This window comes from Bradyrhizobium guangxiense (genome assembly GCF_004114915.1).
Classification (GTDB): Bacteria; Pseudomonadota; Alphaproteobacteria; order Rhizobiales; family Xanthobacteraceae; genus Bradyrhizobium; species Bradyrhizobium guangxiense.
This window is the reverse complement of sequence record NZ_CP022220.1, coordinates 926,354-951,517: the sequence shown is the minus strand read 5'-3', so window position 1 is coordinate 951,517 and position 25,164 is coordinate 926,354. Positions and strand designations below refer to the sequence as shown.

The window sequence follows — 25,164 nt, the reverse complement described above, 5'->3', positions numbered from 1 at the left end:
TTGTCGCGCATCCTAGCGCGCGGTCGGTCCAAGCGAATGGTTGCGGCTGAAGTGATCATGGCTATGCCGTTATCCTCACTTCAACCCTGGTTCCGATGATCCTGACCGCGTGCGGCTGCAGTTGCACCTCAGGCGCGGTCAGGCATTCGCCACTGGCGAGGTCGTATCTGAACCCATGATAGGGACAGGTGATGATGCCGCCCTGCACCTCGCCATCATGGATCGGAAGGCCGAGATGCGCGCAGGCATTCTCGAAACAGGAGATCGATTCCCCACTACGTGACAGGATGATCTTGCGTCCGCCCAATTCCATCGCGCGGACCAAGCCCTCCGGAAAATCCGCCCAAGCCCCCGCCGGTATCCACTGTCCTTCCGCATTCAGCGCGAAGGGGCTGATGAACCGAACGCCGCCTTCGCTCGCCGCGGCCAGCCCCTTGACCTGAATAACGTCGGTGATCTCGGGGCAGACATCCTGAAGCGCCTTCTTCACGCCGGCATGGAATGTCAGCGCCGAGGCGGGACAGCCGTCGCAGGCTCCCTTGAACCGAACCTCCACTGCCGGCGGGCGAACCGAGACGAGTTCGACATCCCCACCATGCGATTTCAGCATCGGCCGGACGCTTTCGAGTGCCTGCTCGACCCGCTCGTTGAGGGCCGCCCTCAAGAGGTTGTAGCGCCGCAGCACCGCGTAGACGAGCTCGTCCGAAGCTGCGCTCTTCATGGCGGCCAGCGCGGCGGGATCGGCCTTCAAGGCACGTATCAGGCGCCGGAACGCTTCCGCATTGAGCGCTTCGATCGCGATCTTGTAGGCGGAAACGACGCCCCGCTGCGTTTCATCCCAGGTCGCCACGACCGTTTCCAACCGCTCGATATCGCCGACAAAGCCGGCGAGATCCTCCCGAAGTGTTGGTGTCGATTCGTGAGCGTTCATGCGATCTCGCGCCGGCCGCGCTCCTCACCTATAGCGGAGGTTTCGGAAGAGATAAGGCTGCAAGCCCCCACCAATTGCTGCTGCCAGGGCTGAAGCCGCCCATATCGGCGCCCCGACCAGCGTAAGAATGATGAGCAGCATGGCTGTGACCGCCACCCCGATCGCAATTTGCCGGTAAGCCTTGGCTGGGTCTGCGAAAAGCTTTCCGCGGAAGAACAACAAGATGGAGTTCTGTGTCATTGCCCACATGTCATCTTCCTCAAGCGATGATCGAAAGAGCGATAAGGCCGACGAAAACGCCGGCAATTCCAGCCAACGGGCCGTAGAAACCACCGAGCAGCGCTGCGAGCTCATTTCCGAGCACTTTTCCGCCGACGATGAGGCCGCCGACCATTCCTCCTGCGATTGATGCAATCATCGCCAGACCGAGACTTAAGGCGAATATTGCCGGAGTAAGTGACACGCTCATTTGCAAGAACTCCTTCGATCCAGATTTGCTAGGAATGCAGGGTGGTAGGTCGATCGAGAAGCGCCGACAGCTCCATCAGCTCGCGCTCGATCTGCATGGAGGCCTCGCTGACGATCTGAGCGCGACCGGGATCTCCATGGGCCAGGAATATTTCGCGCGCCTCTCTGTAATAGACGAGGGCCATTGAGAGATTGATGCCCCTGCCGGTTTCCGAGTTCGAGGCATGACCGGGCAGATTCCACAGGCAGTTTGCCTTGTTCGAGATGGTGTTCGCGTACTCGATCGGCATCGTCTCGCGGGTGCGGACCTTAAGTGCCTCGTCATAGGCCTCAAGCGCGCGAAGATTATTCTCGAGCACGTGGCTCGAGGCGACATATTGGAGGGCATTGCCGAGGTTGTTCTGCAACATCGCGTATTCGACAGGATCATCGACGAGAGTCACGACTTTGAGCGCTTCCTCGAAGGCTTGAACAGCAAGAGCCTCTCGCATTTTGCCGCGCTGATCGGTCATCGGCATGGAGAGAAAGGCCGTCGCCAAATTGTTCTGAAGAATGGCGTACTCTTTGGGGTGGCTCGTTCGAGTGAAGGTACGAAGGGCGCGTTGATAGGCTGCTATCGCCTCAGAGATCTTTGCGCGGCCAACGGCAGCGAGGCTTTGGATGCACAGCCCGAGATTCATCTCGGCTTCCGCGGTTTCTTCAAGCGTTGCGAGTTGAGTGAGCTCTGGCATGATGGCTTCGAAGATGGACCGAGCGAGCTCGATTGACTTTGTGCCCTGCTCGGGCATCGCCTGCAGCGCCGTTGCTTTGCGCGCCAGAATACGAGATCGCAGCAAAGCCAGCTCACCGGGACAGACGGTCAGGGCTTTGTCGTAGAGTTCTATTGCGGAGTTGATCTCATCCGGCGACTTGGGCCTCGTTTGCAGCCCTATTCCGATCTCCATGAGCATCTCGGCTCGCTCGGCCGGCGTAGCCGTCTCGGCCTCCGCTGCTTGCAAGGCTGCGCGTACCTGTTCGCTCAGAAGGCCTGCCGCCAAGGTGTCCTCCCGGACCGAGCGCTTGATTTGCCGCGCGTCATTGATGCGGATCAATCTTGCAGCCAAATTTTCAGTCTGTCTACTCAATAAGCGAAATGTAAAGAAAGTTTACAAATCGAACGCATGCGCGATGATGAGAGCTTGGTCAGCGGAGGACCATTCGGCTGCGAACTCGCGGACGTCTATCGGGACATTGTGCTCGCTGAAGAAGTCGGGTGCATGCACCACGCGATCACCAGCGATGTTGCGCATCTTCAACAGATATCCACCGCCCGCCTGGTGACGGACTGGCAGGATGCAAAGATCGTTGTCTCGTCGGAGCAGGATGACGCATTGAAGGCCATCGAAGAAGCGTCTGCAGAGCGCGGCAGAAAAGTAGAGCGAGCCGTCTTTGATGGTGACCGCAAGATTTGGCATCAGCCCACCGGCACGGCCTCCTGGGGCGTTCGCAGCAACTCTTCGATCCTAGCGGCGACCTTCATGACCGCCTGCGATACACGACAAGATAGCGACAGACCAAGATCGAGTTGCTCTGCCTCGATCAGAAATACGATGACATCGTCGGGAAACGCATCGCGAAATATCGCCTTTCCGGCGAAAAGTGCGTGCTCCCAGCGAAAGTCGTGCAGATTAAGTCCACCTCCATAAGGTTTGGTCAATTCGTGTCCTGGGACCTCGAAGATTGCGCCCGGCTCGGAGCCGGATCTGCAGGCATCGACGATAATCAGCGTTCGGCAGCCCCGCGCAGCGAACATCGCCGCCATCCCGTCGGTGCCAGCGTCGAGCAGACGAATGTCAGCATTCTGTCCGAACCCCCGATCTTTGAGCTGCCCGAGAACAGCAAGACCGGCGCCGTCGTCGGAACGATTTGGATTTCCACAAGCAACCACGGCAATCACGGCGTGCCCTTTCCATGAGGCGCATCAGATGCGCCAGAGCTTACAGGACCAATCGGGTTCGACCGGCACATTCAGTTCCGGCAGCTCGCAGAAGCGCTGGTGCACCTTGTAGTACATGCAAGTTTCGCAAAGCTGCGTAATGCCGGCGTGCTCAATCGGATATGAGGTAAACCCCGCGAGCTTGAGCTTAGCCTCCAGATCATCGCCTGCAAGGCGAAGGTCGCAGACAAGCCGCTGAACTTGCTCATGGCTGTCTGCGCGCGGATACACGTCCGTGGCAAGACCAGAGGTCAGGAGACCGATGATGCGGGAACGTAAGCTTTCATCGCTGGCGGAGGCCATGACGAGCGCCTCGGGTGAGAAGCTAGATGCGCCATAGCCGGCACCACCAGTCCGGCTCGACAGGCACAGACAGCTCTGGCAGATCGCACCATTTGCGGTGCACGAGATAGTACATGCATTCCAGGCAGCGTTGCCTGTCAGGTCCGTAAGGATGGTCGAGGAACCCCGAGATCACGAGTTTGGCCTTGAGGTCCTTCGTATCGAGCTGACGCAGCTGCAGCAAAATTTCCGCAAATTCCTTGTCCGTCTCGGGAAAGGGCTCGACTTGCGTTTCGAGCCCATCCGCAAGCATATCGGCGATGGCTTTCAGGGTAGCCCCGTTTTCGGACGCCATTGTGCGACGCGCCTTTTGACGTAGTGATCCACCGTGGTTCGCTCGGCCTGCGAGAATGACCAAACGAAGCCTGTTGATGCAATCCAGTGACTCGAGCGAGTTTGCGGTCAGGCTGTTCTAAAGCGCGCCAGTTCCTCTCCTGTCTTTGCGTCGTGCGCGTGGACCGTGCAAACCAAGCACGAATCATAGGAGCGGCAGACATGGCCGACTTCAACGGGATCGCTCGGATCCTTGATAGGCGAGCCGATCAAGGCCTGCTCCATCGGTCCTCGGGTGCCGTCCGCCGCCCGCGGTCCAACATTCCAGGTAGTCGGCGCAATGATCTGGTAGTTCTTGATCTTGCCGTCCTTGACGTCGATCCAATGGCACAGCGCTCCTCGGATTGCCTCTGTGGCGCCCCAGCCGCGCCCGTCGCGCTCGTTGGGCTTGATATACCACGGGTCGTTCAGCCGAAACTCACGAAGCGCGTGTTCAGCTTGCCGGTATAACTTGACACCTTCGTGCATGCGGGCGAAGTGCCTGAGCATGACGCTGGCGCCCCCCAGCTTCTTGTACATATCAAGGACCAGCGGATCGTAATGTTGCCAGCTCTCGCCGTGCTTGCCGCCTGCGATCAGCTGCCGCGATAGCGGCCCAGCTTCGAGCCGGCCGCTTTCATCGTGACACACGGCGGTGGCCCAGGAATACTTTCCACCCATGTCGACGGCGTTCTTCTGGGTCGGTACAGTCTTGCGGTCAAACGGATGCAGCCCACCCGGCTCATCGTACCAAGCATGGGCTGTGTCTTCGCGCGTAAAGTTCTGGTCCATGAGCTTGAACGTATCGCTACGGCCATCGTAGACGCCGCTCTTCATGATGACCGCGGCGTTGCGGCCTTCGATCGTCGGTTTCTGATACTTGTCCTCGTGGGGAAGGTATCCCCAGGACACGAAGCGGCCGTGACCTTGACCATACTTGTCCATGCCGCAATCGATGCTCATCCGCCAGAACATGCCCAGATCAGAATTGGCGTGGTGCGGCGTTTCATCAAGCCAGGCCATGAAATCGTCATAGCTTTTGATTTGTTCGTACCGCTCGAGCGAGCAGCCTAGCCATATCTTTTCCATCCATTCGCGGCGGAAATACTCGAGGATCGACCAGGCGCGCGTCACGTCGGTGAGCGTCGGGGCACACATCACCCCGCCCGGTACCATGTAGCTCGAGTGGGGCCATTGCCCGCCCAGCAGAGCATAGATTTCGACGGGCTTGCCAGAAATCGTCACGCCGATTTCGTAATTTGCGCCGGTGAAGGGAGCGTAGCGCCTCACCGCCTCTTTATAATATTTCGAGCTCGAATAATTCTTGTGAGTGTAGTCGATCATGAAGAGCCCGTAGTGATGGCGCGGAAGGCTCTGCAGACTCTCGACGAGCTGGCCGAGATTTCGGGCCAGGATGGCGTTGCGTGGCACCTCGGTCTGCCAGGCCGTATCGAGCGCCCATGCGGCGCAGGTCAGATGCGAGGCGCCGCAAATGCCGCAGGCGCGCGGTGTGACAACGAGGCCGGCTTGGGGATCCTTGTCACGCAGAATGATTTCGAAACCGCGAAACAGCTCCGCTTGGGTCCAGGCGTCGACCACGACCCCATCCTGGATGTTGACACGCACGTCGAGATCGCCTTCGACCCGGCCGACCGGCGAAATGTCCAGAGTTTGCACTGCGCTTGGCATGTGAATCGGTTCCTGATGACTGATGGTTGAGCGACAGGTCTGTGAGCAGGACACTCGTCAGACGACGAAGATGTCTTCCTCGGCCCATGCTGGTGAGGCGGCTTTCGCGGCCGCGGTCAGCTTGACGTAACCGGCTTTGTCAACGCCGGACGGCAGATCCTTGGGCACGCCCATCAGAGTCTGGGTCTTGAATACCGTCCCGGGGGCCAGCTCAAAGAACGGAAATTCCGGCTCGGTACAGCCCATGCACGGCATGCCTGCTCGGGTCTTCGACGATTGCCGATTCCAGAGAATGCGGTTGCAGGGTGAATGCGTCATCGGTCCACGGCAGCCGAGATCGTAGAACAGGCACCCCTTTCGCTGGCCATATTCCGTGGCTGAGACCTTATAGGCAAAATGCATGTTCCGCGTACAGCCGGTCTGGGTGAAGCTCGTGAAAAACGTCTTTGGGCGTTGAAACTCGTCGAGCGAGAGTTCAGCACCTCTGCCGGTCGCCACCGCGACGACAATTTGCGTGATCCAATCCGGATGGGCTGGGCATCCCGGTATGTTGATGACGGGCAAGCCTGCCTTTGATCGGTAGCTTGTGCCGAGATAGCCACCTTGCTGACGTTTGAGAAATTGTAGTCCTTGGCTTTCTGACGGATTGGGAGCAGTCGCGGGAATACCGCCATATGTTGCACAGTCGCCAATCGCGACAGTATAGCCGGCGACCTTGGCAAGATCGGTGACCCAATCTTTCATCGGGCGGCCCGCAAAGCGATTCCATTCGCCAGTGCCATTCGGCGCGTTGACCACCGTGCCCTCGAACACGAAAATATCGAGCGGCATCTGTCCTGATGTCAGCGCGTTGAGAAGCTTCTTCAGATTCTCGCCGAGCTCAAGGCCGAGCGATGGGTGCCATAGGACGTTGATGCCGAAATCTGTGACGAGATCACAGGCGCTTGGCTCCTCGGCATTGAGAAACGACATCGTGTTGCCGGAGCACGCTCCCCCCTGGAGCCAAAGAAGATTAGTCATCTATTTCCTCCACCAAATCAGACGCGCTGGCATGGCATCTTTGTCGGAAGGAGGTAGCAAGGACCATGCCGAGCGGCTCGTACCTTGCAATTTTCAAAAAGCTCAAGGATTCTAAGCGTCAGCTGACTTCGCAGGGCGATCTACGGTGTGTGACGCCGCGCATACTAAGTTTGCTATGCATACCAGCTTGTCAATGTAAGCAATGATCGTTGCAGCGCATCAAATATTGCAAGGGTTGGCATTAGTCCTTGTTACGGGGTGACGGTGCCCAAAGCTCCTTCCCTGAGGCAGGCTGAAGTATCGCTCGTTCGGTGCTGATTTTTTGAAGACGAGCAGCGGTACTCAGCCGTGACGATTGCCACATGCAGGACAATCGACCTCGAGCAGATAACCGTACCAGATGCCCTCGCAGCGGCTGCACCAATGTCCAGTCAATTGGCGCTCCGGCAGACCGAGCCTTCTGGAAAGCAGGCTCAGCCCGAGATCCTTTGCTGGCGTCCTGCGAGCAGGCGAAACTCGCGACTGGGGGAAGCGCACCAGGTTGGGTGAGGGATCCCTCTTAAACTGATCTTCGTTGCGTACCATCGGCTGTCTCACTCTGCCTCATCGAGGCTATAGCGCTTGATCTTGTTGGAAAGTCCAACGCGCGAGAGTCCAAGTTCGTTCGCAGCCTTGCTTTGATTCCACCGATGCCGCGACAGCACTTCGGCGACAACTTGCTTTTCGAGGCATTCGACCTTTTCTTTCAAGGTGGTGCCCCGCAGCTCGTACCCGCCGGCTGACTTGAAGCGGGAGCGCGGCGGGGCCGCCAATATAGCGGGCGACATGTGCGTGGTGGTGACGTACTCCCCCTCCTCCGTCAGTGACACCATGCGGCGGATTTCGTTCTCAAGTTCTCGAACGTTTCCCGGAAAGTCGTAAGCGGAGAGCTTTTCGAGAACGGCTGCAGAAATTCCAAGGATCTTGCGCCCCATCGCCTCGCTGTGCTTGGCGGCAAAGAACTCCGCTAGCACCGGGATATCCTCTCGGCGATCACTCAGCGAGGGAACTTCCAGCTCGAATCCCCGCAGGCGGAAATAGAGATCCTGTCGGAATTTGCCCGCGGCGACCAACGCGCGGAGAGGACGGTTGGAGGCAGCGATAATGCGGACATTGCTGGTGACGATCTTGTCGGAGCCGAGCGGCTTGACCTCTCCCTCCTGCAGGAAACGAAGCAGGCTCACCTGAAAAGATGAAGACACCTCGGATATTTCATCGAGGAATACCGTTCCCCGGTCCGCGGCGCGAAAAAGGCCCAGCCGGTCTGAGACAGCGCCCGTAAAAGCGCCGCGCTTGTGCCCAAAGAGCTCGGATTGTAAGAGCTCATCGGACATCCCCCCGCAGTTTTGGACCAGCAACGGGCTGTCGCGGCGGCCAGAGTTGTAATGAATGGCGCGAGCGAGAAGCTCTTTGCCCGTCCCCGTTGCCCCCTGAATCAAGATAGGCAGCTCCGTTTTGGCTGCTTTTCGCGCGAGCTCGCTGAGGTTGTGTAGTTTTTCACTGACGTAGACGAGCTTTTCGAAACGGCGGCTCTCCGGCTGCATCGGCAGAATGGGCCTTGCGTGAATGCCTGTGGCATTCGCTGGAAATTTGAACTCTCGTGTAAGAAGGCGATGTCGACGGGCAAGTTCACGGGCCTCAAGGCCACGCTCCACCATAAGTCCAATCTGGTTGGCGTCCAGCGGCTTACGGATGAGCTGATAGATGCCGGCGGGCGCCATTTCCCGTTGGCCGATCTCGGTCTTGGCCTCGAGCGCCAGGATGCGGATCACGTCAGGATGAGATACTCGTAGATCAACGAGGAACTTCAGACCTTTGCCTTCGCCATACTCGACGAGAGCAATGTCTACTTGGGCGTCGGCCAGGGATGCCCTCGCATTTTCGACCGAATCGGCGGAAAGAACGCGGTAGTCGTATTGGTCTGACAAGGTGTCTGCGATGGCAGCCCATTCAGGGCCGCTCCGCGCGATGATCAGCACTGTTTGCAGGTCGCGCATGCAACATTCTTTCCAAAATGCAAAGCAGGTTAGCAATATCTGCAAGATAAATCAACTTCGCGAGGCTTGCGCTGTCCATAGTGGTTCGGCAGGTCCGTGAACCCGCAATTACCCCCGCCGCAATTCCCCAAAGGCCGGCAACCTTTTCGCAGCTTCCCCCACTTACTATCGCGGCCTCGCTGTTTGGGGGCAGTGCAAATGGCATTTCCGGTCAACTTTATCGCGGCGGCGCTTGCAAGCTGCATGAACGATGTCCGCTGTTGGTTGACTGCAGCAAAGCCTAGCCCGCTAGAATCATGTCGCTCTGGCGAAGCCGGCCCGCTCGAGCAGCTTAGATTGGACAATGACCGTTTGAGGCGCGAGCTCAAACGCCTGAGCGATTTCCTTGATACCTCTTCGGAGGTCGTCTGGGAAACCGATGACCAGCTGACGATTACAAGCGGCAAGGAAGACCTCGGGCTGCCGGCCGGCCAAATTGGAATCAAGTTGGCGGAGGCCTTGGGGATCAATCCGCTCGCGAGCAAATCCTGGATCGAATATCTGCAGGCTCTTTCCAATCGAAAGCCATTTCGGGGGTTCGAAATCTGCTTGGACGGACGTGCGGGGGACGAGCTTTGGCTGGAGATCAACGGCAATCCGACATTTGCGAGGGGTAAATTCCAGGGTTATCGAGGCACCTGCCGGAATGTGACCGAGCGCAAGCTGCACGAGGCGCAAATTGCATTTCTGGCGGCCCACGATCCCCTCACAAGACTGGCCAACCGGCGCAGCTTTCACGAGCTTGTGGAGCGCGCGGTTGGAACACGAGGGCGGCACAAGCGCATTGCGATTTTGTGTCTGGACCTTGATGGCTTCAAAAGCGTCAATGATACGCTTGGACATGGCGTTGGCGATGCCCTGCTGCTTGAGGTGGCGCAGCGATTGAAATCTTGCGCCAAGACGACAGACCTCGTCGCTCGGCTTGGCGGGGACGAGTTCGCGATTCTGCGGGTTGATGCCGCCGATCCTGAGGACGCCAGCAGCCTCGCTGAGAGAATCCTCGCATCCATTGGCGAACCCTACTTCCTCGATGAACACCGGGTGATGATTGGCACGAGCATTGGCATAAATATCACGGCATGCTCCGAAAACGGAACAGACGAAGTGATTAAGAATGCCGATGTGGCGCTCTATCAGGCAAAGTCCGATGGACGCGGCACCTATCGAATATTCCAGAACGAAATGAACGTCCGTTTGCAAGAGCGCCTGCAGCTCGAGGTAGACCTTCGCCAGGCTTTGCAACGATCTGAGTTCGAACTGTTTTATCAGCCCATCGTGAATATCGAATCCAAGCAGATTGTCACGTTCGAAGCGCTCTTACGCTGGCATCATCCGCAAAAAGGGACGATACCCCCTACGACCTTTATTCCCCTCGCCGAAGAGACAGGGCTCATCGTTCCGATTGGTGATTGGGTGCTTCAGCAGGCCTGCCGCGATGCCGCATCATGGCCGCAAGACGTAAGAGTTGCGGTCAATCTGTCGTCTGTTCAATTCAGGCGCGGAGCCTTGGAACTGTCCGTGACCCGCGCCCTGGCTGCTGCGGGCTTGCATGGGTCTCGTCTCGAACTGGAGATTACCGAGAGCATTCTGCTGCACGACGAAGAGATCACGCGCGACATTCTCAATAGGTTGCGGGTGCTAGGAGTTCACATCGCCATAGATGACTTCGGCACAGGCTACTCCGCATTGAGCTATCTGCGGAGCTTCCCATTGGACAAGATCAAGATCGACCGATCCTTTGTGCAGGATCTCAGCCGCGAGACGAGCGCGGCGGCGATTGTCAGGGCAATTTCCGAGTTGGGGCAAGCCTTGGACATGACCATTGTCGCTGAGGGGGTTGAGACAGCTGAGCAGCTTAGGATTCTTGGTGACCAACGCTGCACGCAAGCCCAAGGCTACTTCATCGCTTACCCCCAGCCTGCGGCGCAGCTGATCCGCGTCATTGAGGAGCTGAAAGCTGTTGCCTAATCTGGAGCTGCCCAAGGTTCGAGAACCCCTCGGCTATTTTAAAGCGGAAGCCACCCGCTGAGGTCTTGATGCACCTTAACACTTCGAGCCGTTCGCGCCAACACCGCGGCGGGCCGCTACTGATGTAGCCATTGGGGGCAAAGCTAGTCTACATGCTGGCAGGAGAGACTCAACGAGGAGATCAGGAGAACAAAACAGCCCTCAGGCAACAAAACGCCTTGCCTACTCCGATCATGGCTTTGAAGCTTTTCACGCTATTCTAGAAAGCCCGAATGCCTGAAAGGACCTCCCTACACTCTTGTGGCGGCCAAGTCAGGGAGGGGGCAGACAACCGGTCTTTTGGCGGAGCTCCCTCTCGTCTTTTTTGACCTGACACTGCGCCTTTGTATTGCTCAGGCCGCATGCATCGCGAGCCCAATTCGGGACAAGTGCGTGATCGTCTCGCTCATTGTCGTTTGGCACCAACGCTGAAATTCTGCCGATTGTCTGTCCTTGACTTGGCGCCTCCTGAAAACGGTAGTCTTGCGACGTTTCAAGGCCTGAGAGGCTACGCTGTTGAACAGGGCAGCAAACCAACTGCGGCTTGCCCGCCTCGCGGCCGACCCTAGTTGGTAGCATGGGAATTGCTCTGTCGATGATGGTGGTCTCAAGATCGGACAGTGCCACCATTGGTCGCTCAGGCAGCAGTCACGCGGACTGGCATACTTTTGAGCCCCCGAAGGGTGTTATTTAGCATGCGCTCGGGTTCGGCAATGAGTTCAATTGATTTTACCCGCTTCGCAAGTTCCGTTAGAACCAACTCACCCTCCAAGCGTGCGATCATCTGGCCCACACAAGCATGAATGCCGGAGCCGAAGCCCACATGTCCTGTTACAGGTCGCTCCACATCGAAGCGCTCGGGCTCTTGCCAACGAGCCGGATCACGGTTGGCGGATGCCATGAAGACCAGCACTTTGGTCCTCGCTGGTATGATATCGCCCGCCATTTCCACTTCACGCGAGGTGGTGCGGAAGAAGGTCTGCACAGGTGAATCATAGCGTAGCCCTTCCTCAAACGCATTGCGGGCGAGTGCCGGGCGCTCGTGTAGTTTGGCGAATTGCATTGGATGGCTTGCGAGTGCAAGCAAGGTATTCCCCAGTCCATTGATCGTCGTGTCGACACCCGCAGTTAGGAATGGCCGGACCAAATGCGTGGCCTCGTGTTCAGTAATCTCACCTGCATCAGCAGCTTCGTAGATCATCGTTCCAATGCCATCGGGTCTGAGCGCGCTGCGTGCGCAACGGTCCATGATCCATTTCTGCGCGGTCAGCCCTGGATCACGAGATCTGGCGAGAATGTGATTATCCGGTCCGAAGCTGTTGAAGACGAACGTGCTCCAGGCAAGCAGGTTCTCGCGTCCCTCCTCTGAGACGCCAATGGCGTCGGGGAACACCTTTAGGGGATAAGCTATGGCCAGATCTGTCATCGCGTCGAAGGTCCCCCGCTCGACGAGCTCGCCGATTTTCCTCTCGGCCTCCTTCTGAAAGGTGTCGCGCAGGTTCTTCGCTACGCCCGGTGACATGGTCCGGGCGAGGATTCGGCGTCCCTTCTCGTGATCGGGCGGGTCGATCTGTAGCGTCATCGGCCGGGGCAGCGCTGGGTTCATACCCTTTAGGCCGACGCCCTCTCCGCTGATGAAGGTCTGCCAATCCTTGAGCGTGGAATCAACCTGCTCATACCGCGCCATGGCCCAGATGTCGTACGGCTCGATCCTGAACACCGGTCCCAGTTCGCGAAAGGTCTGGTACGCCGGATACGGATCCCTCAGCACCTCATCAGCGAACGGATCGATCCGAGTAGAAGCAAACTGGCTCATGGCGGCCCCTCGACTTATTGTTTGCTGAGAGGACAATTGCCCTCGTTCTCGGGTCTGAAGGCATCTTCGCCCTTGATGATCCCGACAACCTTCAGGAGGTCCCACTTGGATTTCGACTGGTCGGGCGATTTGACCTGGAGGAGATAGAGCGGATGGATCTTACGTCCGTCCTTGCGGATGAAACCTTTGCCGAACAAGGAATCGTCGGTCGGAAGCTCCTTCATGGCGGCAACGACCGCCCTACCGTCTTTCGCGCCACCGACCTTGTCGACGGCCTTCAGGTAGTGAATGACGCCAGCGTAGACGCCGGCTTGCATGTCGTTGGGATAGGCCTTGGATGGGATGCGCTCCGAGAAGCGCTTGGCGAAGGACCGGGTGGCCTCGTTGAGGTCCCAGTAGAACGGATTCATGATTTGGGCGCCTTGGGCGAATTGCAGCCCGAGAGACGGAATGCCGTTCATGCCCAGAATCAGACCGACCAGTTTGTGATCTTTGGTCAGGCCGAACTCGGCGGCCTGCTTCATCGAAGTGATCGTATCGTCGCCGGCGTTGGCGATACCGATGATGTCGGCGCCGGAAGCCTGCGCCTGCAGCAGGAACGAGGCGAAGTCGGCCGTCCCGAGGGGATGACGGACGGCTCCGAGGACCTGTCCCCCGGATGCCTTGACCGATTCGGACGCCTGCTTCTCCAGATCGTGGCCGAAGGCATAATCGGCCGTGATGAAGAACCACTTTTTGCCGCCCTGCTCGACGATGGTCTTGCCGAGCCCGCGGCCATAAGCATAGGTGTCGTAAGTCCAGTGCACCGTATTCGGCGTACACTTTTCTCCAGTCAACAATGCCGTACCGGCGCCAGAGCCGACGAACACCTTGTTCTTTTCGGCGCTCATCCCCGCGACTGCCAGCGCAATCGCCGAGTTGGGGACGTCGAAGATTGCATCGACGCCCTCATTCTCATACCAGCGACGCGCGATGTTGACGCCGGTGTCCGACTTGTTCTGGTGATCCGCACTGACGACTTCGACCTGCCTGCCGCCAGCCTTTCCGCCATAATCCTCGACAGCCAATTGAGCCGCGATGACGGACCCAATGCCCTGATAGCTTGCAAATGCTCCGGACTGGTCATTGAGAACGCCGAGCTTCACCGTTTCCTGCGCATCGGCCGATCCGCAAATCAGCGCAAGCAAGGAGACGCACGTCGCCAATAGGCTTGTCACCCTCATGGATACTCCTCCCGGCTACCGTTGCGGTCTCAGCCGCATAATACTTATATTTTATAAGTATATTGGGCGATGTCAATTCGGCATGCGTCATGATAGATGCGAACGTGGATGACCCAGGGGAGCTAATGACAATAGCAACAACGGCGGCAGAGAAGCAGCTCGATTTGGCCGCACTTCGCAACGTCCCGGGCTTCGTGATCCGATTGATCCAGTTGAAGTTCTTCGACGGCTTCTATGAGACCTTCGCCGAGCTCGGACTGACGCCTGCGACCTACGCAATCCTCATGCTGGTGCGGGACAACCCGGGGGTCGTTCCGAGTAGCATCGCAGCACTGTTGCGGCTTCAACTCCCGAATTTGACAAAAATTCTGCACCAGCTCGAGGACGCGGGTCTGGTGAAGCGAAGCCGGTCCAAAATCGACCGGCGTGCGATTGAGATCACATTGACGTCGAAAGGCGAGAAATTGATGAGGGACGCCGTCCGGCTCACGGCGCCCTATAACCGCCGAATGCTTGCTCCCCTTAATGAAACGGAGCGATCCACTTTGATCGGCCTGCTAAATCGGATCTGCCCCTTTTAGACTCTTAATCAAATCTTGACCGTATCGTTTACAAGGAGAAGACATTGGCCATTCGCAATCAGGCGGCTGATGCGCGCGCATCCTCGCGCCAAGTTCACCAGGATGCCACGACTGGCCTTAGCGCGAGCTGATGCGCATGCGCCTCGACATCGAAGTTAGTCTGCTGCTGGAACGAAGCCGCGTGCCAGGCGGTCGAGAGCGAGGTGCACCTCACCGCTTTTTCGCTCGCTGCGCTTCATCGAAATTCAAACAGACTGCCTATTGAATTTCGGGTGGACCGCGGCGCCGGTCTGGACTAATCGTCGGCATCACAATCAGTCTGCTCGTCAACCCCGATATGAATGTACTTGCGATCGTTGCTCCGACCTTTGGGCTCATTGCTGTGGGCTACGCCGCAGCTGTTAGCGGACTGGTTTCAGAAGGTGCGCAGAAGGGCATTTCCGAGTTCGCATTCTCGATTGCAATACCAGCGCTTCTCTTCCGGACCATCGTCATCTCGCAATTTCCTGCTATGAATCCTTTGCTGGCATGGGGCGCCTACTATGGCGCTGTCGCCCTCACCTGGATCGCCGCTCTAGCTCTGTCGGCACGCCTGCTTCGCGTGACGCCCGCGGCCGGCGTTGTCGCAGCCACGAGCGCTGTGTACGGCAACATAGCGATGCTCGGTATTCCGCTCGCGCTCACGGCGTTCGGTCCGAAGGCGGCGGGGCCAATGGCGCTGATCCTTGCCATTAACACACCGTTGTTATGGCTCAGCGGAACACTTCAGATCGCCTGGATCGAGCGGAAAGATGGCGCCTCGATTTGGGCACTTGTGCTTCGCCTCCTGTTAGATCTTTTGCGCAATCCGATCATAATCGCGATTGCAGCTGGCTTCTTTTGGCGAATGACCGGGGCAGGACTGAATTCGCTGGTAGATCGGACTTGCGAGCAACTCGCTCAAGCCGGGTCTCCGGCAGCTCTGATCGCGCTGGGGGTCGGCCTTATGCGATTCGAACTCCGCGGAGAAGCACTGAGCCTCGCGGTCATGTGCTTTCTGAAGCTCATCATCATGCCCCTTGTTGCCTGGACGCTGGCCTTTCCCGTTCTACATCTGCCGCCCTTGGTTGGCGACGTCATCGTTCTATTTGCGGCCATGCCGGCAGGGGCCAATGCGTACCTGTTCGCCACGCAGTACAAATTGCTGGCGAACTCAACGTCTGCTGCGGTTGCTTTAGGCACGCTTTTGTCGGCAGTGACGCTTCCTTTGCTCATTACGATCTTGCTGATGAATCCACTCGAATAGCAACCCCGCGTTCAGCCGCCGAAGGCCTCATTGCGCACAGCCTCGGTGAGCGCTTTAGCGATCGCCGGGACCTCTAAACGTCAGCCAGGAACGCTGCAATTTGCGTCCACATGGCGATCGGATTGGAATACATCGGGAAATGGCCGCACGCCGGAATCTCGGTAAGGCGTACGCCATTTGTGCGAAGCAGGCCGAGATAGGATAACGTCGCATTCTGTTCGCCGTACATGAACATCTTCGGGCAGCGAAGGCCGATAAACTTTTGCATCAACTTTCCACTGTCCGACAGATCGACCATCGAGCGGAATATTCCAGGTACCGCAGCCGCCCTCACTTTGTGATGAAGACTGGAAGCGTAGAGCGCGCTGGCATAGGCTGGCATATGCCGGGTTCGGTCGATAAAATCGGCGAAGAACCGCTCCACGTTCTGCTCCGGAAATTGCAAGATCTGCCTGCTGAGGAAGCAGTCCTCGGGCGCAATGTTTCCCTCGATATTGACGAAGCTGAGTACGTGTTGGGGATACTTGTGCGCGAGCAGAAGTGCCGTCAGACCACCCATGGAGTGGCCAACGAGATGAAATCGGTCGAGCTTAAAATGCTCGATTACGCGCTGCGCAGTCTTTAACAAGAACGGAATTGAAATGTCTGATAGATCCGCGCAATACGTCTCTCCGCAACCCGGTGCGTCATAGGCGAGAAACGGATGCGCCGCGAGAGCTTCGTGGCGCACGATGTCAGCGTAGTCTTCTTTGGTAGATCCGAAGCCGTGCAGGAAGACGATTGGCGCCGCTTTTCCGGCGCGATGAATCGCTGACAGGTTCAATTCGACGCCATCAACTTGTGACGGCAACCGAACCAAGGCCAGTTCACGGTTTTCCGGCACGGCTTTCCCTTTGAAGCGTTAACGGGCAAAGCTGGCTCTCGCTTTGCAGCAAGAGCCAGGCCACTGGCTAAGTCTGTCCGAACCCGGATCCCGGCTTCTTATATTCGGGCCGGGGTGGGCTGAAGATGTCGAGCACACGGGCGCCCTCGGGACCAGCTCGCATGGTGTGAGGGACGTTGCCGGGCGTACGCCAGAAGTCGCCCTTGCGCACAGGGATCTCCTCCCCTCCCTGAATCCTAATGGCAGTGCCGTCCAGCAGCACGCCCCATTGTTCCTCAGGATGATGATGGAGCACGCCTTCGGCGTGCGGTGCGAAGCTCACCACCGAGAGCATCGCGTGTTCGCCCGAAAAGATGCGCGTGGTGAGTCCGGGCGCCAGCTCGCGAAGCAAGCCGTCATCCGGTGTATCAAGATTGTGAAATTCCTTTTTCTGGTCAGTCATGTCGTCCTCTGGTTCTGGTTACTACCGTCCGTAAGAGCCCTCGTAACGCCCCTCGCGAATAGCCTTCATGGTCTCCTCTTCGCGCGCGATCTGGGCACGAACAGCCTCAATCAGGGAATCTGCCATCGCGGCCGGAAAGGATACAACGCCATCCTCATCGCCAACGACGATGTCGCCAGGGGCGATCGGTGACCCACCGATCGACACTGGCACGTTGATGCAGCCTGGGCCACTTTTATAGGGGCCGCGGTGGGTCACTGCGCGGGCAAAGCAGGGGAAATCCGAACCGCTGAAGGCCGCGACGTCTCGGATGGCGCCGTCGATTACATAGCCGGCAGCTCCCCTCTCTTCTGCGATATTCTTCATGATCTCACCCACCAGTGCCCGCGTCTCGTCGCCGCCTCCGTCCACGACGATGACATCCCCGGGGCCGACCAGTTCAAGCGCCTTGTGAATTGCGAGGTTGTCTCCAGGACGCGTCCGCACGGTGAAAGCCGTTCCGACCAACCGTCCGGAACGATGGAATGGCCTCAAGCCAACAGCACCCGCCAATCGGTCGAGATTGTCCGAGATGACCGAAGTGGGGGCATCTTTGAAGGCTTCAATGAGAGCGGAAGGCGGCTTTGGCACGCTGGCAAGCGCGGTTTTGACGTTCATGGTTCACATCCGGTCAATCCGGCGATCTGGCGCCGCATCGCAAATGTGCGGCGCCAAATCGCACAAGGTGGCTAATCGATCTCGCGGCCGGCTTTTTCCGTTGCTGCCAACAAAGCAATGAGCGTGATGACGAGGGCTCCGGTCACGTAGGCTGGAATCGCATACGTGTCGGGATACTCTCTCAACAAGGTGGCGAAGATCAGCGGGGCAAAACCGCCACCGAGGACACCTGCGAAGGTGTAGGCGAGCGAGGACCCCGTGTATCGCACACGTGTTGGAAACTGCTCAGTGACGAAAGCACCTTGCGGACCAAACATCGCGGCTTGAAACACCATGCCGACTGAAACTGCGGCAATGATGATGGCTGGTGATTTTGTATCGAACAAGCCGAACAGGAGGAAGCTGCCGATGATAGATGCCAGAGCACCGAGCCCATAGACAGTGCGTCGACCAATCCGGTCAGAGAGCGCCGCAAGCAGGGGAACGGATATGGCATGCACGCCGGCGCCGATCAGAACAGCGGTCAGGGCCAATGTGCGGCTCAAACCCAGCTTCTGAGTGACATACGTCAAGGTGAATACGGCAAGCAGTCCATACACCACGTCCGAACCGATTCGAACGCTACCGGCCACTAACAGGTTGCGCCAATGGTCCCTCAGGACCTCGGCAACCGGCGCCTTGGTCGTCGCATGGCCGGCCTGCAGCTGATGGAAGTGGGGTGTTTCCTCAACGCTCCAGCGGATCCAGAATCCGAAGAACACCAGCACGGTGCTGGCCAGAAACGGAAGGCGCCAGCCCCAGGACAGGAAATCGGCCTCATTCAGCAGCGTCGTCGTGACGGCGATGGCCCCTGCGGCGAGAAGAGTACCGGCAGAGGGGCCGACTTGCGTCCACGACGCATTGAGCCCGCGATTTTGTGGCTTGCCATGCTCCACGGAAAGAAGGATGGCGCCAGCCCACTCGCCACCGAGCGCGATGCCCTGAATGGTCCTGAGACTAACGAGCAGCAGGGGCGCGGCGATTCCGATGCTCCCGTACGTAGGCAGCAAGCCCATCGCCAGGGTAGAAATGCCCATCAAAGCGAGCGTATAGACGAGGACGGCACGACGCCCGACCTTATCTCCGAGGCGACCGAAGATAATTCCGCCGATGGGACGCGAGATGTAACCTACGGCATAAGTCGAAAACGCAAGAATTGTACCGACAATCGGATCAAATGACGGGAAAAAGAGCTTATTGAAGATCAGAGCTGCCATGGAATTGTAGATTACGAACTCGTACCATTCCAGCGAGGTACCCACCATGCTGGCGAGTGCAAGCCGCGTCATCTTTCCTGCCGTGCTTGGGCCGACAGTGTCGAGCTGCGGCGTCAATGTCGTCTCTGCGCTTGTCGTCATCCCTATCTCCTGCGCGTTATCATTTGATCTGCCCGTCGTTGGCGCCCCGGCAAGCGTCACGACGTTTGATTGGTGATTGTGCTCTATGGGCTAGTGGATTGCCTCTGATAGACAGCGTGGTGCCTATTGCGGGTATGCGGCCTCACTTCGCTTGCCCATCTGCCCGCCTCGACTGCCTTTGCCCATTCGGCGCTCTTCAAGACGTCCGGATGGTCAATCTCATAAATGGCCGTATAGATCGGCTTGGGCGCCGGCATATCCTTGATGCCGTTGGCAATGGCGAACGCGAAGGGAACTCCTTTGACGCGCGTAACGCTGTGAACCCCTGGCACTTTCAGGAGATGCGGGACATGTTCCCCATCGTACACCTCGTTGAAGAGATCTTCGTGCGCAGGATCGACGTCCATTGAAGCAATCAGGACAAAGCGGGATTGGATCGGCATCAAGCGCTCCGTTGCTACTTGTGAGGAGGAGTGTATTCAAAGCCGTAGTCACGTTTCGCCGCCTCCGGCGTTACGTAACCGTCCAGCACGTCGTTGAGGATCGCCTCCCGGTCCCGACGTTTAACGTCACCGAATCCGCCGCCGCCGGGTAGCGAGAGCGTTAAAACCGTATCTGGCGGCAACATGCGGCTCAGCTTGGGGCGGACCTCCTCGCCATTCGAACTGGCGATCGAACCGGTCGCGCCGGATTTGCCATCGTACAAACCTGGTGCTGGATAGTGACATCGATCGTACATGCCTGAGAAGAGATAGGGCTTCTCGGTCAGAACCTCGACTTCCATTGTCTGGCCCAAGCCACCACGATGTTCGCCGGCTCCGCCGGAGTCAGGTCGAAGCGCTCTTTGCCGTACGACCAGAGGCGTCAAAGCTTCGATGATTTCCACGGGCACACCGGCGACACCGCTTGGATAGGAGGTGGCCGAGAGGCCATCGAGTCCCTTGAGGGCGCCAGTTCCGCCGGTAGAGAACCAAGTGTACGAGAAGAACTGATTGTCGCGCTTATCGAAGCCGCTGATATGCGTATTCCAGAGACTGTCGGCGCCGGGTGCCATCACCTTATCCGGCAGGATACCTGACAACGCGCCCATGATGGCTGAAGGGAGGAAGTGACCGACCGTATGACGGCCAGCGACGGCAGCAGGATGCTGAGCGTTGAGGATTGACCCGACGGCGGCGATCGTGCGTATCGGCGTGAACGAACCGGCGTTATTGGGCACGTCTGGCGCAATTGCGCACTTCACGCCATAGGTGGTGTAAGCAACGGTATAATTGAAACCGACGTTGATACCGAGATCAACCGTTGAGGAAGACCCTTCATAGTCGACGATGACCTCATCGTCCTTGATAGTGACCTTGGCCTGAATCTCGATCGGCTTTTCGAACCCGTCAATGGTGATCTTGAACGGATGCGATCCGTTGGGCAGAGCCGTAATGGCGGCTCTCATCGCCCTTTCGGTGCGCGCGACGATGGCGTCTGCCACCCCTTCGATATCCGCAAGATCGAACTCTTCGAGGAAAGACTTGAGCTGCTTTGCTCCGACTTCGTTCGCGGTGATCTGTGCATGAATATCGCCAATCACTTCATCGGGGGTCCGCACGTTGGCCGCGATCAGCCGATAAACGGCTTCGACGGGTTCTCCTTTCGAATGCAACTTCATGATCGGGATGAAGAGACCCTCCTCATAGACGGAGCGGGCATCACACGACAGCCCCCTGCCGCCGATATCGAGCGCGTGACAGCAGTTTGCAAAAAGCGCAACGACTCGCCCATTGTGGAATACGGGCGTTGCAATCGTGATGTCGTGAAGCTGAGAGACCGTAATCCAAGGATCATTCGTGATGATGACGTCCCCGGGCTGGAGCGTATCCAGCGGAAACGTCTTCAAGATGTGTTCCATTCCTGTCGCCATGGAATTGATGTGCCCCGGCGAGCCCGTGACCGATTGGGCCACCATCCGGCCGCGGCGATCGAACACGCACGCAGAAAGGTCTTCGGCGTCCCGGACGATGGACGTAAAGGACGAACGCATCAGGGCCGCGGCCTGCTCGTTCACGGCGGCAATGAGCCGCCCCCACATGATATCGAGCGTAATGGGGTCCAGTTCCTTGGCGCTCATCGGGCCACCTCGAGATCGACAATGAGATTACGGTTCTGATCGACGCTAATTTCGCCGGGTCCGTTGATAACAACGGTCGATTCACGTTCTTCGATGATGGCTGGCCCCTGCAGGCGATCACCGGCTCCAAGGCGATAACGGTCGTAGACCGGCACGTCGATGAGTCCTGCGTCAGGGACGTAGATCTTTCTGGAGCCCTTGAGTGGACCGTCGGACTTCGACGTATTGACCGGTAGCTTGAAGTCAGGCTTGGGCCCCGATGCGACCACTCGCCATGACATCACGTCGATTGGCGTGTTGGGTACGGTATGTCCGTAGAGTTCGGTGTAGACCCGCTCGAACGAAGCGGTGATTTCCGCGATGCTGTCTGGCCCAAGTTTACCGGAGGGAATCGGCACACGGATGTCAAAGCCTTGCTTGCGGTAGCGCATATCGGCCCAGCGACGGAACGAGACCTCTCGATCACCCATTGAATGAGCAAGACGGCTTCGCCCCTCCTCCTCCATTTCTTTGAGAGACCGATTGACTGCGCCCCAATCCAGTTGTTCCAGCCGTGCCGGGCTTGATCGCACAAAGTCAAATGCCAGTGGCGCGGTGAGGAAGCCGACGGCCGACATGACGCCCGCACCGAACGGATAGATGATCTTCGGCAACTTCAGGACGCGCGCGACGCCGTAGGCGTGAACCGGCCCCGCGCCACCAAACGCAAACATCGGAAACTGGGAAATGGTGCGCCCCCGCTCGATGGCGTGGATGCGTGCAGCAGAAGCCATTGCTTCGTTTGCCAGTTGATGGATTCCCCAGGCTGCGGCTATCGTGTCGAGATCAAGCGAGGCCCCGACTTGTTCGTTAATGGCACGTTCTGCGGCGGTCTTGTCGAGCTTCATATCTCCGCCGAGGAAGAAGCCTGCATTGAGGTAACCGAGCAGCAGATCGGCATCAGTGACCGTTGGTCGTTCCCCGCCCGCCCCGTAGCAGGCAGGTCCTGGCACGGATCCGGCGCTATGCGGCCCGACCTTGAGGCGGCCGAGTGCATCGATCTGCGCGATCGAACCGCCGCCCGTGCCGATCTCGATCATTTCGATGACGGGCACCTTGACTGGGAGACCGCTGCCTTTCTTGAACTGATATTGCCGATCGACCTCGAATTCCGGGGCCAGCAGAGGCTCGCCATCGACGATGAGGCAGGCCTTGGCGGTGGTGCCGCCCATGTCAAAAGAGAGCACGTCTGAAAGTCCGAGTGACTTGGCATAATGTGCCGCAGCCAACGCGCCGGCCGCAGGTCCCGACTCAACAAGACGGATCGGCGCTTCGATGGCTTGGCTGGCGGTGAGCAGACCGCCATTCGATTGCATCACATAAAGACCGGCTGCATCGCTGAGCTCGTCGCGCGTACGCGCTTCGAGCCGCGTCAGATATTTCTCGGCGATGCTCTTGACATAGACATTGCAGAGCGCCGTCGTCGAACGCTCGAATTCCCTGATTTCCGGGGAGATGTCGCTGGAGAGAGTTATCGCAACGCCGGGGAGCTTTTCCCGTAGGATGCGGCCAACGATGCGCTCGTGATCCGGACAAACGTAGGCGTTGATGAGACTGACGGCAACCGCTTCGATGCCTATTCTGCGCATCTCCTCGGCGATGCGCGCGACGTCGTCTTCGTTGGGGGCCTGGCGGATTGTTCCATCCGACAGAATTCGCTCGGCAATCTCAAACCGGTGACGCCGCCGGGCAATCGGGGCGGGACGACGCAGCCGAAGGTCGTACATGTCGTAGCGGTGCTCGCGCGCAATTTCGACGGCATCGCGGAATCCGCGGGTCGTGACGAGAGCGGTCAGCGCCCCCTTTCTCTCGATCAGCGCGTTGGTGAAAAGCGTCGTCCCATGCACAACATGCGAAACTTGGCCTGCATCACCGTTGATGACCTGCTTAATTCCATTGATTACGCCATTGTCAGGCTGATCTGGAGTTGTCAGGACCTTACCGAGCCGAAATAAACCGGTCTCATCGTCGACCAGGACGATATCTGTGAAAGTTCCCCCAATATCGGCGCCTAAACGCATCCGCTCCTCCAAATTCAGGATTTGGTAGGATTAGCGACTATGGGGTGACAGCCGAATTACCGTTTGGGCAATCCAGCTTTAAGGGAGCATTAGTCCTCCGCCCGCGGCTGCCTGCTGCGGCGGCGGCGTGCCCGACGCCCCCTTCTTGATCATCGTGTGAGAAGAGTTCCTCCCGTTCCGTGCCCATCTAAGCAGCCTCTTCTCCAGAGTCTTGATGCGTACGGTGACAAGCCTGGGAGGGCCAATCTGTCACGCGACAAAGTCAGCAAGGCCGTATTTCGCGAGAGATCCGGAGACGATGGCGAAGCCTGGATCTCTGCGACTGATTCACGGACGCGAGCGTCTGTGCCGGGAGAAGCGTACGCGGCCTGCCTTTCGTTTCCAGCAAATCGGAAGGAGCGGCGGGAGCTCGTCTCGTTTGTGGAGTTCGGGAAAGACCGATTGCTGGAGAAGGGGTTCGCAACGCGCAGCGTAGTCGCGCTCGAGCGCTTCCGTCAGCCGTTGTCCAGTGGATCAGACCGACCGGTCGGTGCCTGCGCAGGGCTGGGACCAGCAACAACATTAGTGCTTCGCACCTCCTTGACAACGCGCGTGACGATCTCGGAGGTCAACTCACGCTTCATCTCGCATCAGCTCCGCTATCCTTGCCGTAGTCATCGACGCCGAGTTGCCTTGCCCGGCACGGTCGTGTTGGTTGTCCTTGCAGATGCGCGAAAAATGATCCGCGCAGATTTCCTCGAATTTGTCCCAGCTCGGCGGCGGACGAAGCTGTTCGTTGTTGGCTCCAGACATGTTTCTGGATTCCGACCCGCCTGGTTAGTCGTGACTGGCGGCACCCTCGGTGCTGGTCCCAAATGGCTGCCCCTGACGAGTCAAAGAGCTTCCCAAATAGATTATCATAGGAACTTTCACAACTAATAGCTGCATATTTTGGTTACATATCCCGTTGATATATTTACGGCACTAGAAAATGGAATAAGTGCTCTTGAGAGCAAATTATCGCACATAAAGCGCTCTTAAAAGCAAAATATGGCAAACTGCAGGAAATTGCTGTATGCTCTTAAGAGCATAATAATCTGCTTAATGGCCTTCAAGAGCATGGTAGCAACCAACAAACTTCAAAAGGCGCCCCCTTACCCGGTGTCACGGACGCTCACGCAATTGGGAGCGGATCTGCGTACTGCACGCATCCGCCGCAACATGACCATGCAGGACGCAGCCAGCAGAATTGGAACGGGCGTGCGCGCTGTTATGGACGCCGAAAAGGGCAAAGCATCGACGGGTATCGTGGTGTATGCCGGGCTGCTGTGGCTCTACGATATGCTCCAGCCCCTCGAAGAACTCGCTGACCCCTCAAAGGACAGGGAAGGGATTGCTCTGCAAGCGACGCGGGAACGCAAGCGGGCGCGCAAGTCCGGAGGGCTCGACAATGACTTCTAAAGCAACACCGAATGCTTCGTCTACATCACGCTGCCGTGTCAGACCGAACCGATAACCGCCGGCCCGATTCTAGCTCGCTAAGGATCGCCGTGGCAATGCATTGGCTCGCTTCGTCTACGGCAAGTTGTACCTCTCAAACGGAGATGCGGTCGCGATTGATCCTATCGAGCTTGAATTATCGGATGAGACTTACGAAACAGGCCGACTGAATGGCGGTCTTTGGCGCGTTACGCGATGCAAGCTCGGACTATTGGGGTCGCCGCGTCATCGAGAAGCATGCCGGGGTTCCCCAGCTTGGCGAACTCGACTATCTGCTGAATTCAGCCGACGACGGCGTAGGGGCGCTTGGTTTGGACTTGGTCAACAACCTCCGGCACCACGTCGCAAATTCAACAAGACGCTCGAACTTGCAAAGCTTCAGGAAATCGCCGAAGCCTTGATG

At 58.0% G+C, this 25,164-nt stretch carries 25 protein-coding genes; 5 read left to right on the top strand and 20 right to left on the bottom strand.

The annotated features are described in order from the left end of the window. Nucleotides 1–61 precede the first annotated feature (61 nt). The 10 genes from X268_RS38985 to X268_RS38930 all read right to left on the bottom strand — a co-directional run bounded on the left by X268_RS38985 (nucleotide 62) and on the right by X268_RS38930 (nucleotide 8,773). A complete protein-coding gene (locus X268_RS38985; RefSeq protein WP_128930111.1) occupies nucleotides 62–931 on the bottom strand; it encodes a NifU family protein in 870 nt (289 codons plus the stop codon). Nucleotides 932–1,190: 259 nt separating this feature from the next. Further along, on the bottom strand, nucleotides 1,191–1,400 hold the full coding sequence (locus tag X268_RS38975; RefSeq protein WP_128930109.1) for a hypothetical protein: 210 nt from the start codon (nucleotides 1,398–1,400) through the stop codon (nucleotides 1,191–1,193). Nucleotides 1,401–1,428: 28 nt separating this feature from the next. Continuing rightward, nucleotides 1,429–2,490, bottom strand: coding sequence for a tetratricopeptide repeat protein (locus tag X268_RS38970; RefSeq protein WP_232995559.1), 1,062 nt, complete (start codon nucleotides 2,488–2,490; stop codon nucleotides 1,429–1,431). 54 nt (nucleotides 2,491–2,544) lie between these two features. Next, nucleotides 2,545–2,853 (bottom strand): hypothetical protein, encoded by a 309-nt coding sequence (locus tag X268_RS38965; RefSeq protein WP_128930108.1) that lies wholly within the window; start codon nucleotides 2,851–2,853, stop codon nucleotides 2,545–2,547. Then, nucleotides 2,853–3,335 carry a hydrogenase maturation protease gene (locus tag X268_RS38960; RefSeq protein WP_128930107.1) on the bottom strand — a complete coding sequence of 161 codons (483 nt, stop codon included), beginning with the start codon at nucleotides 3,333–3,335 and terminating at the stop codon, nucleotides 2,853–2,855. Before X268_RS38960 ends, X268_RS38965 begins: the two co-directional genes overlap by 1 nt. A 24-nt stretch (nucleotides 3,336–3,359) precedes the next feature. After that, nucleotides 3,360–3,677, bottom strand: a complete 318-nt coding sequence (locus tag X268_RS38955) for a hypothetical protein (protein WP_128930106.1) — start codon at nucleotides 3,675–3,677, stop codon at nucleotides 3,360–3,362. 22 nt (nucleotides 3,678–3,699) lie between these two features. After that, complete coding sequence (locus tag X268_RS38950; RefSeq protein ID WP_128930105.1) at nucleotides 3,700–4,011, bottom strand: hypothetical protein; 312 nt, start codon at nucleotides 4,009–4,011, stop codon at nucleotides 3,700–3,702. Between the two features lie 107 nt (nucleotides 4,012–4,118). Next, nucleotides 4,119–5,717, bottom strand: a complete 1,599-nt coding sequence (locus X268_RS38945) for a nickel-dependent hydrogenase large subunit (protein ID WP_128930104.1) — start codon at nucleotides 5,715–5,717, stop codon at nucleotides 4,119–4,121. 57 nt (nucleotides 5,718–5,774) lie between these two features. After that, nucleotides 5,775–6,737, bottom strand: coding sequence for an NADH-quinone oxidoreductase subunit B family protein (locus X268_RS38940; protein WP_128930103.1), 963 nt, complete (start codon nucleotides 6,735–6,737; stop codon nucleotides 5,775–5,777). 593 nt (nucleotides 6,738–7,330) lie between these two features. Then, the gene (locus X268_RS38930; protein ID WP_128930101.1) at nucleotides 7,331–8,773 is read right to left on the bottom strand and encodes a sigma-54 dependent transcriptional regulator; all 1,443 of its coding nucleotides are present in this window, start codon (nucleotides 8,771–8,773) and stop codon (nucleotides 7,331–7,333) included. 198 nt (nucleotides 8,774–8,971) lie between these two features. Between X268_RS38930 and X268_RS38925 the strand changes: the two genes are divergently transcribed. Then, nucleotides 8,972–10,780 carry a putative bifunctional diguanylate cyclase/phosphodiesterase gene (locus X268_RS38925; RefSeq protein ID WP_128930100.1) on the top strand — a complete coding sequence of 603 codons (1,809 nt, stop codon included), beginning with the start codon at nucleotides 8,972–8,974 and terminating at the stop codon, nucleotides 10,778–10,780. Nucleotides 10,781–11,456: 676 nt separating this feature from the next. Here the strand turns inward: X268_RS38925 and X268_RS38920 are convergent. Both X268_RS38920 and X268_RS38915 read right to left on the bottom strand, forming a co-directional pair. Further along, nucleotides 11,457–12,635: a cytochrome P450 gene (locus X268_RS38920; RefSeq protein ID WP_128930099.1), complete on the bottom strand. Its 1,179-nt coding sequence runs from the start codon at nucleotides 12,633–12,635 to the stop codon at nucleotides 11,457–11,459. 14 nt (nucleotides 12,636–12,649) lie between these two features. Next, nucleotides 12,650–13,858 (bottom strand): ABC transporter substrate-binding protein, encoded by a 1,209-nt coding sequence (locus X268_RS38915; protein WP_128930098.1) that lies wholly within the window; start codon nucleotides 13,856–13,858, stop codon nucleotides 12,650–12,652. 125 nt (nucleotides 13,859–13,983) lie between these two features. Here X268_RS38915 and X268_RS38910 point away from each other — a divergent pair, with 125 nt between their 5' ends. Further along, a complete protein-coding gene (locus tag X268_RS38910; RefSeq protein ID WP_128930097.1) occupies nucleotides 13,984–14,439 on the top strand; it encodes a MarR family winged helix-turn-helix transcriptional regulator in 456 nt (151 codons plus the stop codon). A gap of 337 nt (nucleotides 14,440–14,776) precedes the next feature. Continuing rightward, entirely contained in the window at nucleotides 14,777–15,724 is a 948-nt protein-coding gene (locus X268_RS38905) for an AEC family transporter (protein ID WP_128930096.1), read from the top strand. A gap of 73 nt (nucleotides 15,725–15,797) precedes the next feature. On the opposite strand, the gene X268_RS38900 is transcribed toward X268_RS38905, so the two are convergent. From X268_RS38900 to X268_RS38865, 8 genes are all read right to left on the bottom strand, one after another. Continuing rightward, a complete protein-coding gene (locus X268_RS38900; protein WP_128930095.1) occupies nucleotides 15,798–16,607 on the bottom strand; it encodes an alpha/beta fold hydrolase in 810 nt (269 codons plus the stop codon). A 67-nt stretch (nucleotides 16,608–16,674) separates the two neighbouring features. Further along, a complete protein-coding gene (locus tag X268_RS38895; protein WP_128930094.1) occupies nucleotides 16,675–17,049 on the bottom strand; it encodes a cupin domain-containing protein in 375 nt (124 codons plus the stop codon). A 21-nt stretch (nucleotides 17,050–17,070) separates the two neighbouring features. Further along, complete coding sequence (locus X268_RS38890) at nucleotides 17,071–17,706, bottom strand: RraA family protein (RefSeq protein WP_128930093.1); 636 nt, start codon at nucleotides 17,704–17,706, stop codon at nucleotides 17,071–17,073. 71 nt (nucleotides 17,707–17,777) lie between these two features. Next, on the bottom strand, nucleotides 17,778–19,034 hold the full coding sequence (locus X268_RS38885; RefSeq protein WP_245477392.1) for an MFS transporter: 1,257 nt from the start codon (nucleotides 19,032–19,034) through the stop codon (nucleotides 17,778–17,780). A gap of 152 nt (nucleotides 19,035–19,186) precedes the next feature. Then, complete coding sequence (locus tag X268_RS38880; RefSeq protein WP_128930091.1) at nucleotides 19,187–19,546, bottom strand: DUF4286 family protein; 360 nt, start codon at nucleotides 19,544–19,546, stop codon at nucleotides 19,187–19,189. Between the two features lie 14 nt (nucleotides 19,547–19,560). Next, a complete protein-coding gene (locus tag X268_RS38875; RefSeq protein ID WP_128930090.1) occupies nucleotides 19,561–21,222 on the bottom strand; it encodes a hydantoinase B/oxoprolinase family protein in 1,662 nt (553 codons plus the stop codon). Further along, nucleotides 21,219–23,282 carry a hydantoinase/oxoprolinase family protein gene (locus tag X268_RS38870; RefSeq protein ID WP_128930089.1) on the bottom strand — a complete coding sequence of 688 codons (2,064 nt, stop codon included), beginning with the start codon at nucleotides 23,280–23,282 and terminating at the stop codon, nucleotides 21,219–21,221. The genes X268_RS38875 and X268_RS38870 overlap by 4 nt, the downstream gene beginning before the upstream one ends. A gap of 612 nt (nucleotides 23,283–23,894) precedes the next feature. Further along, entirely contained in the window at nucleotides 23,895–24,074 is a 180-nt protein-coding gene (locus tag X268_RS38865; RefSeq protein WP_128930088.1) for a hypothetical protein, read from the bottom strand. Nucleotides 24,075–24,365: 291 nt separating this feature from the next. On the opposite strand from X268_RS38865, the gene X268_RS38860 reads away from it, so the two are divergent. Together X268_RS38860 and X268_RS39910 are read left to right on the top strand one after the other, a co-directional pair. Further along, nucleotides 24,366–24,722 carry an XRE family transcriptional regulator gene (locus X268_RS38860; RefSeq protein WP_232995558.1) on the top strand — a complete coding sequence of 119 codons (357 nt, stop codon included), beginning with the start codon at nucleotides 24,366–24,368 and terminating at the stop codon, nucleotides 24,720–24,722. A 209-nt stretch (nucleotides 24,723–24,931) separates the two neighbouring features. Further along, nucleotides 24,932–25,162: a hypothetical protein gene (locus X268_RS39910; protein ID WP_188637395.1), complete on the top strand. Its 231-nt coding sequence runs from the start codon at nucleotides 24,932–24,934 to the stop codon at nucleotides 25,160–25,162. Nucleotides 25,163–25,164 lie beyond the last annotated feature (2 nt).

Bases quoted from the DNA above. Each gene is read 5' to 3' on its own strand.
- X268_RS38985 (WP_128930111.1), bottom strand. From the start codon at position 931: ATGAACGCTCACGAATCGACACCAACACTTCGGGAGGATCTCGCCGGC.
- X268_RS38975 (WP_128930109.1), bottom strand. From the start codon at position 1,400: ATGAGCGTGTCACTTACTCCGGCAATATTCGCCTTAAGTCTCGGTCTG.
- X268_RS38965 (WP_128930108.1), bottom strand. From the start codon at position 2,853: ATGCCAAATCTTGCGGTCACCATCAAAGACGGCTCGCTCTACTTTTCT.
- X268_RS38955 (WP_128930106.1), bottom strand. From the start codon at position 3,677: ATGGCCTCCGCCAGCGATGAAAGCTTACGTTCCCGCATCATCGGTCTC.
- X268_RS38950 (WP_128930105.1), bottom strand. From the start codon at position 4,011: ATGGCGTCCGAAAACGGGGCTACCCTGAAAGCCATCGCCGATATGCTT.
- X268_RS38945 (WP_128930104.1), bottom strand. From the start codon at position 5,717: ATGCCAAGCGCAGTGCAAACTCTGGACATTTCGCCGGTCGGCCGGGTC.
- X268_RS38940 (WP_128930103.1), bottom strand. From the start codon at position 6,737: ATGACTAATCTTCTTTGGCTCCAGGGGGGAGCGTGCTCCGGCAACACG.
- X268_RS38930 (WP_128930101.1), bottom strand. From the start codon at position 8,773: ATGCGCGACCTGCAAACAGTGCTGATCATCGCGCGGAGCGGCCCTGAA.
- X268_RS38925 (WP_128930100.1), top strand. From the start codon at position 8,972: ATGGCATTTCCGGTCAACTTTATCGCGGCGGCGCTTGCAAGCTGCATG.
- X268_RS38920 (WP_128930099.1), bottom strand. From the start codon at position 12,635: ATGAGCCAGTTTGCTTCTACTCGGATCGATCCGTTCGCTGATGAGGTG.
- X268_RS38915 (WP_128930098.1), bottom strand. From the start codon at position 13,858: ATGAGGGTGACAAGCCTATTGGCGACGTGCGTCTCCTTGCTTGCGCTG.
- X268_RS38910 (WP_128930097.1), top strand. From the start codon at position 13,984: ATGACAATAGCAACAACGGCGGCAGAGAAGCAGCTCGATTTGGCCGCA.
- X268_RS38905 (WP_128930096.1), top strand. From the start codon at position 14,777: ATGAATGTACTTGCGATCGTTGCTCCGACCTTTGGGCTCATTGCTGTG.
- X268_RS38895 (WP_128930094.1), bottom strand. From the start codon at position 17,049: ATGACTGACCAGAAAAAGGAATTTCACAATCTTGATACACCGGATGAC.
- X268_RS38890 (WP_128930093.1), bottom strand. From the start codon at position 17,706: ATGAACGTCAAAACCGCGCTTGCCAGCGTGCCAAAGCCGCCTTCCGCT.
- X268_RS38885 (WP_245477392.1), bottom strand. From the start codon at position 19,034: ATGACGCGGCTTGCACTCGCCAGCATGGTGGGTACCTCGCTGGAATGG.
- X268_RS38880 (WP_128930091.1), bottom strand. From the start codon at position 19,546: ATGCCGATCCAATCCCGCTTTGTCCTGATTGCTTCAATGGACGTCGAT.
- X268_RS38875 (WP_128930090.1), bottom strand. From the start codon at position 21,222: ATGAGCGCCAAGGAACTGGACCCCATTACGCTCGATATCATGTGGGGG.
- X268_RS38870 (WP_128930089.1), bottom strand. From the start codon at position 23,282: ATGCGTTTAGGCGCCGATATTGGGGGAACTTTCACAGATATCGTCCTG.
- X268_RS38865 (WP_128930088.1), bottom strand. From the start codon at position 24,074: ATGTCTGGAGCCAACAACGAACAGCTTCGTCCGCCGCCGAGCTGGGAC.
- X268_RS38860 (WP_232995558.1), top strand. From the start codon at position 24,366: ATGGCCTTCAAGAGCATGGTAGCAACCAACAAACTTCAAAAGGCGCCC.
- X268_RS39910 (WP_188637395.1), top strand. From the start codon at position 24,932: ATGGCGGTCTTTGGCGCGTTACGCGATGCAAGCTCGGACTATTGGGGT.